7 protein-coding genes are annotated in these 6,000 nt (G+C 57.0%); 1 reads left to right on the top strand and 6 read right to left on the bottom strand.

From position 1 onward, the window contains the following. Positions 1 to 784: 784 nt before the first annotated feature. A complete protein-coding gene (locus tag O7A60_RS25065) occupies positions 785 to 1,090 on the bottom strand; it encodes a hypothetical protein (RefSeq protein WP_337108455.1) in 306 nt (101 codons plus the stop codon). A 390-nt stretch (positions 1,091 to 1,480) separates the two neighbouring features. On the opposite strand from O7A60_RS25065, the gene O7A60_RS25060 reads away from it, so the two are divergent. Next, on the top strand, positions 1,481 to 2,200 hold the full coding sequence (locus O7A60_RS25060; protein ID WP_337108454.1) for an SOS response-associated peptidase: 720 nt from the start codon (positions 1,481 to 1,483) through the stop codon (positions 2,198 to 2,200). On the opposite strand, the gene O7A60_RS25055 is transcribed toward O7A60_RS25060, so the two are convergent. The 5 genes from O7A60_RS25055 to O7A60_RS25035 form a co-directional block, all read right to left on the bottom strand. Next, the gene (locus tag O7A60_RS25055; RefSeq protein WP_337108462.1) at positions 2,201 to 2,464 is read right to left on the bottom strand and encodes a hypothetical protein; all 264 of its coding nucleotides are present in this window, start codon (positions 2,462 to 2,464) and stop codon (positions 2,201 to 2,203) included. A 99-nt stretch (positions 2,465 to 2,563) separates the two neighbouring features. Continuing rightward, positions 2,564 to 3,271, bottom strand: coding sequence for an NYN domain-containing protein (locus O7A60_RS25050; RefSeq protein WP_337108453.1), 708 nt, complete (start codon positions 3,269 to 3,271; stop codon positions 2,564 to 2,566). Between the two features lie 50 nt (positions 3,272 to 3,321). Then, entirely contained in the window at positions 3,322 to 4,215 is an 894-nt protein-coding gene (locus O7A60_RS25045; protein ID WP_337108452.1) for an IS1 family transposase, read from the bottom strand. Positions 4,216 to 4,259: 44 nt separating this feature from the next. Beyond that, complete coding sequence (locus O7A60_RS25040; RefSeq protein WP_337108451.1) at positions 4,260 to 5,366, bottom strand: P63C domain-containing protein; 1,107 nt, start codon at positions 5,364 to 5,366, stop codon at positions 4,260 to 4,262. A gap of 7 nt (positions 5,367 to 5,373) precedes the next feature. Next, on the bottom strand, positions 5,374 to 5,616 hold the full coding sequence (locus tag O7A60_RS25035) for an RNA-binding protein (protein WP_337108450.1): 243 nt from the start codon (positions 5,614 to 5,616) through the stop codon (positions 5,374 to 5,376). Positions 5,617 to 6,000 lie beyond the last annotated feature (384 nt).

Raw genomic sequence — 6,000 nt, 5'->3', positions numbered from 1 at the left:
CAACTTTATGGCTGGCGTGACCGACGAAGCCGAACTGGTCTCGCTGTCCAAGCAGCCGCTCGGCCGGTAGGGACGATAGATGGCCGTTGCCAAGAAGGATCATGGCGTAAGGACGGGATCGCGCGGTGAAAAGGTGGACAGTCTCTGTCGGCGCGATCCTGCATTACGACCCTGGCCTGCCTGAATAGACCCGTAAGCTAATGAGCACAGCGGCCCCGACAGTGAGCGGGGGCTGGGGTTTGCCGGAGCCGCCTGCGCAGTCAGGGGTGGGCCTCGACCGCGCTGTCCCAGAATAGGACAGCGCGGTCAACGAGTCGGCAACTCTGTTCGTGCCGAGGAGTTCCTCCATTCGGCGGTTGTGCTATCCGGAAGACTTACTTGCGTCCCCGCCGCGGCAGGCAACACCCTTTCAGCAATTCCGTTGGCCGCAGCAGCGCTTGCCTGAGCCGGCGCTGTGATCAGCAATGGGAATAGGAACCCGCTCCGTATAGAGTTCTGGAGCGGGTTCCTGCTGCCTCAACGGTGTCTTATCAAAGCCGCGCCGAGGGCCGCGGCAATGCCTTGGTCGAGCAACATTCGTATCTACTGGCCCGCTGATCTGGACAAGCTCCAGCGGGTGTTTGATCGGCTGTGTAGCGAGCGCCGTCTCCCAAAAAAGACAGGGAACAGCGGGAATCCCTGGCTAGGGAAGTCTTCCAAGTTTTCGATGCCGGGACCACGAACGAAGCGGACCTATTGCGGGCCATTTCCAGGCGGGTAAAACGTCCCCCTTGATGGCGGCTTTCTATGTGGCCCTGTCCATCAGTGGCGCCTTCCGGGCCGGCGGCTTACAGGGCGCCACCAGCCTGACGGTATCGGCATCGACGGTGACGGGAATGCCCAGGTTCACCGTCACGTGATTTTCGTCGATGTGGGTGACGCTGCCAATCAGCTCGATGTGCTGCCCCTTCTGCACCTTCGTTGTTTGATCGACAATCGAATGCGGCTGTCCGTAGGACGGGATTGAAACGCTTACGCGATCGTCTGTCACTCGCCGCCGAACGGTCGCGGTGATGGCAACCTCATCGCCGATGTTAATGCCCTGAGCCATACGATGACTCTGGGGCGGCCAACGGCTTCGTCAAGCAAGCGCTAATACATTGCATTTTCGCCAACGCCCGGCGACACGGCTTAGAGCCGCCAAGTTATCCGGGCAAAAACATTCGCGCTCTGAAGACCACGGCAACTCCGCCTGCCGCCACAGCCATAACCACGACTAATTGCGACCTCGAACGGGCCGCCGCCATTCCGCGTGCCCGTCATTTTGAATTACCCAAACACGCCAAGAAACGTTACATGATGCGGCCTTTCGCCAGGCAAGCCGTGGGGATGGAGGAGGTGGGGCAGCCTTTACCGCCTCCGGAGCGCCGATAATCGCCTTGACTAGTTCCCACTGCGTTCCCATTTTGGTTTTCCCCGACGTCATTAGGTCGGCCTAAAAATGTGCGGACGCGTTTTCGTAAAGACCACAATTCCCGACATGGTTCGTCGGTTTGAATTCGCGCATCCTGGCGAAGTCGAGCGCCTGGGCAACAGCTTTCCGCTCTGGAACGGCGCGCCGAGCCTGACCTATCCGATCATCATACGCGAGGAGCTCTCGACCTCCATGGCCGGCTTTGTCTCAGCTCGCTGGGGCTTGGTCCCCGGCTGGGCTCGTGACGGTAGCGGCCGGCCGCCACCCGTCAATGCGCGCTACGAAACCATCGCCAGCAATGGCATGTTTAAGAAGGCTTATGCCGCGCGGCGCTGCCTAGTGCCCGTCGACGGGTATTTTGAGTGGCAGAAGCTGGATGCCTCGGGCAAGAGGAAGCAGCCTTATGCCATCGCCATGAAGTCCGACGAACCCTTCGCGATGGCCGGCATCTGGGAGGAGTATTCCGACAAGGTGACCGGAGAGCTGGTGCGCACCTTCGCCATCGCCACGTGCGAACCAAATGAGCTGATGGCGACGATACACGACCGCATGCCGGTGATCCTGGCGCCCTTGAACTACATGCGTTGGATTGGGCCGGAGCCGGATCCTCGCGACCTGTTGAAACCGTTCCCGTCAGAACTGATGAAGATGTGGCCGATCGATAGTAAGGTCGGCTCGCCACGCAACAACACGCCGGACATTATCGATGAAATCGGCCTCGGCCCCACCGACCTATTCGATGTTTGATCATTCCATGTCTGGAACTTCGCCGCTGGCGAAGAGTGTCGTGGGCGGCCCATAGTCCCCCACCGCAGGGTCTGTATCGCGGCTCCAGGCTATCACTCCGACATGCTTCGATGCGAGCGCCTTGGCCGTTCTGATCGCGCGGTCCTCGCTCTGCTGGTCGGCCGGGCCAAACGCAGGGAACAGCTCGCCGTCCTCGCCGCGATCGAATGCTACTACGACAATGAGCTTTGGTTTCTTTTGGCTGGGAAGGACGTGATCAGATATCAATGCATCTTTTTACGTTGGGCATGTTCACTCTCAAAGGTGTTGATCGCCGGATTCCCGATGCTCCAGGCAATACCAGTGTGACCGCTGGGTAGTGTCTCAGTTTGAATTTTGAACGGGCGCAACTTCGAGCGGTGCATACTGCGGTGGCCGCTTAGCCACCCTCTCGCCATTCACGACTATGACCGCTCCTTCAAACTGGCAAGCCTCGATAGTGGCCCGCTCAATCGACCGGGTGTCGTGAACGTGAGGCAAAATCTCTTTGCTGTGAGACCGGCCCGGAGGGGCAACGCTAATGATCTGCTTATCGGGGAATCGTTCCCTAAACATCTTGGCCGTTGCGACTTGGTCTGAGTCTGCCGTGACCAGATAGGCGACATCGAAGCGATCCAGGTGCGCATCGCTTATGAGATGAATAGCCAGGTTCACGTCGCCAGCTTTTTCGGTGGGGTGTAGGTAGTCGTGTCCGTCATGACACCGGCGCGGCTCCTCAACGAAATGCCCCTCTGCGCAGACAACACCGACGCTTAATTGAGCATTGCGAAATTCGCGCCAACGCAACATCTTTGCTACGTTTTTCGTATTGACGGCGGTACACCAAACGACGCGAACAAGCGTCTCGTCCCTGCGAATTATTCGCTTCGATAAAGCGTCATAATTCACCCATTTAAGATGGGGAACGCCAAGATTGTCTACCGCGTGATAAAGGTTGAACCCATCTATGTAGACGGCAGATCGCAAAGAAACGGCGGCACCGAGGCCGCCGTGGGCTGCCGGTAAACCGACAGCGTTGATGTCGTCACACATAGAGCGTTCGCCTTAACAGATCAAGAAGATTTACACGAAGTTTGTGCATTTCATACGGTCTCCGCACGTTTTTGGTACGGTCCGCGCTTGCCCGGCTTAGGTGCAATGGCGTCCATCTTCTCGCAAAGATTGTCCATTGACCAGAGCGTATTCGACACGCCGGCGGCCATTGCCGGCGACATTTTCAGCGTCTTGTGAATGCGAATGAAGTTGTACCAAACAGTGTAGAGCGCGACCATGTGGACGTGGTTTTCAAACTTCCTGGAGAAGGCATTCGTCAAGCGCGTGAAGTGGCGCATCTGCATACGCATGGTGAGGTTCTGGCGTTCAACGTGGGACGTGCTGACATGGGCCAGATCGGGCGAGCCTTCAATCCGGGTCTTTACCGCGCCAGTGCAGACTGCGGGGCTGTAGCGGCGTTCCTGTGGCACTGCCTTGCCTTCCGGCTCGCCGTACTGCTTCACCAGAATGGCGTAATCAATGTCCGCCCCAAAGGCTTCCTCGACCGCATTGAGGTAGGCGCGGTGACCATCGGTCGTAAGCTGGGCGCGATTGGCAAGACGGTCCTTCACGTCGTCCATGAACGCCAGCGCATATTCGCCATCGCGACCGCCGACCAGCCACGAAATAATAAGCTTGCTGTCGCTGTCCAACGCTGTCCATGTCCATGTGTCGCCAGCGCCATCGATGGGCTTTTTCATGCCCGCAACGTTCTTCTGCTTCGCGCCAGTAAAGCTCCAAATCTCATCGCACTGAACGCGCTTGGACTTCACGTTGCGGACTTCGCGGTCGTGCAGATCAGCGCAGAATTTGCCGGCATCGACAAGCAGCTTGCTCACGGTGTTGATCGACACATCGGCAACGCGGGAGATCGACCGCATTGACGATCCCTCGCAAAGCATTGTGAGGATTTGGACGCGGGTCTGGAGGGGCAGCTTGTTCATGCCCCTAATATGTGAACTTTTATGCTTAGTGTCAAGCATAAAGCTCATTCTTCATTTTTCAATCGGGCGATTTCGTCCTCCAAAAAGAGTTCCCCTTGGACAGGAGGAAACGCGTTTTTGAAGAGCATTTCGAAAAACTTCCACTGCCCTCTCGGTGAGGCGCGTAGCAGTGTTGTGACCGATGCAATCTGCCTGTCGACATGGGTCTCTCCGAGATTTTCGGTCAGGAGTTGAAAGTGCTTTTTCTTTCGGCGACCTGTTGATGGGTCCACTGGGTTCCGTCGTCTCAGTTCATCCGGGACGCCGGGAGGCAGCGTGTCATAGATGAGTTTATTCGTCAGTTTCCCCACGTAGGCGGTTCGCGCGCTGGAGGCTGCGTTAAAAGGCCAATCCATGACCCTATAAATTTGCTCATAGAACGAGACAGGGAATTTAGTAGAGTATTTCCGGAATTCTGGCCTGACGTAAGCGGATAATAGTCTTTGGAGAGCATCCTGTGCACGGCGCTTTTGATAACCAGTTGCTTCGTCTATTAGTGCGTCAATGGCCGTGTCAGCTAACGCATCCAAGAATATTTGAGATTTTTCAGCGACCTTTACTTGTGTAGGGCCAAGGACGCCGGCCGCGCGTGCACGGACCCAAACACTCAGAAGCCGCCGCAGGACGGTGCCGGGTATGCCTTCCGCAATTGCCGAATTCCCCTCTCCGCGATAGCGGATCGGATGGCGCAAAAGATCAACAAGTACCTCATCCTCCATAATGAATGGACGAAGGTTCTTCTGTGCCAGGTAAAGTGGGAAATGTAGCTCGTCATCAGGTGTGCGCCGAGTTGATAGCCCGCCGCTCCGATACATGCCCATAACGCGCATAAATTCAGTGCCGGAAATTACACGGATTTCGCCATCCAAGACCGCGCAGCGGAAGTTCAAGCCGGCAAGATCGACAGTACCTTCACCTAGGGCGTGGTGGACATGGTCTGTAGAAACAGCCCATCGCTTCTGCGCGGCGGCGCGGGCAATCTCACTGCGCTTCTCAGGACTGGTCTTTTCCGCTCTGGCGATGCCGCCTTTGCTTTGTTTGCTCGCAACCATGTGCTTTTGCTCCGATTCGAAACCGAAGCAAGCATTCGCATCAATCCCTGCTTCAAGCAAGCATAATTTATTTATGCTTGCTTGGGTGCCATCGCTTTTCCGCCGCCTTCTTTGCGATTTCGGCGCGCCGCTCTGGCGTCATGTTCTCGGCGCGCTTCTTCCCGCCCTTTGAACCAAGCTCTTTGGCGGCGGCGTTCTTGCCGTCGTCAATGACAGTGTCGTCTTCCTCGCCCGTCGCAATGCGCATGACGCGGACGGCGTTGCCGATTACATCGGCAGGACGCCTCTGGCCTTTAGGTCCGGTGGGCATCGGTACGCTTCTCCTGTGCGCTCTTACAGAGATCATCTAATTTGACCCGCACCCGATCGTTATCAAGCAGTAGCTTGGCGCGCGGGAAACCTTTGCTACGAAGCTCCCGTTCGATGGCTTGCCACCCTTCACAGTCGCCCGATGCGGCAAGTTTCCCAGCCTCGCGCCACATGCGCACATCACTCTTTTGGTCCACGCCTTTCCCCCATGCTTTGCGCTAAGCATATAGGAGTTCGGGCCGGATCGCGACAACGGCTTTTGCCGGTTCAAATTTCAAACTGAGACACTACCGACCGCTGTCTTGGCTTGGCAAACCCGAACGGCGCGCACTTAGCACACCCTTCAAACTCGCAAACGTGGTTTTGATGCGGGATGACCTCTATG

It is taken from the genome of Mesorhizobium salmacidum (SeqCode), assembly GCF_037179605.1.
Taxonomy (GTDB): Bacteria; Pseudomonadota; Alphaproteobacteria; order Rhizobiales; family Rhizobiaceae; genus Mesorhizobium; species Mesorhizobium salmacidum.
The sequence above is the reverse complement of the archived record's forward strand: the minus strand, read 5'-3'. Positions and strand labels throughout refer to the sequence as shown.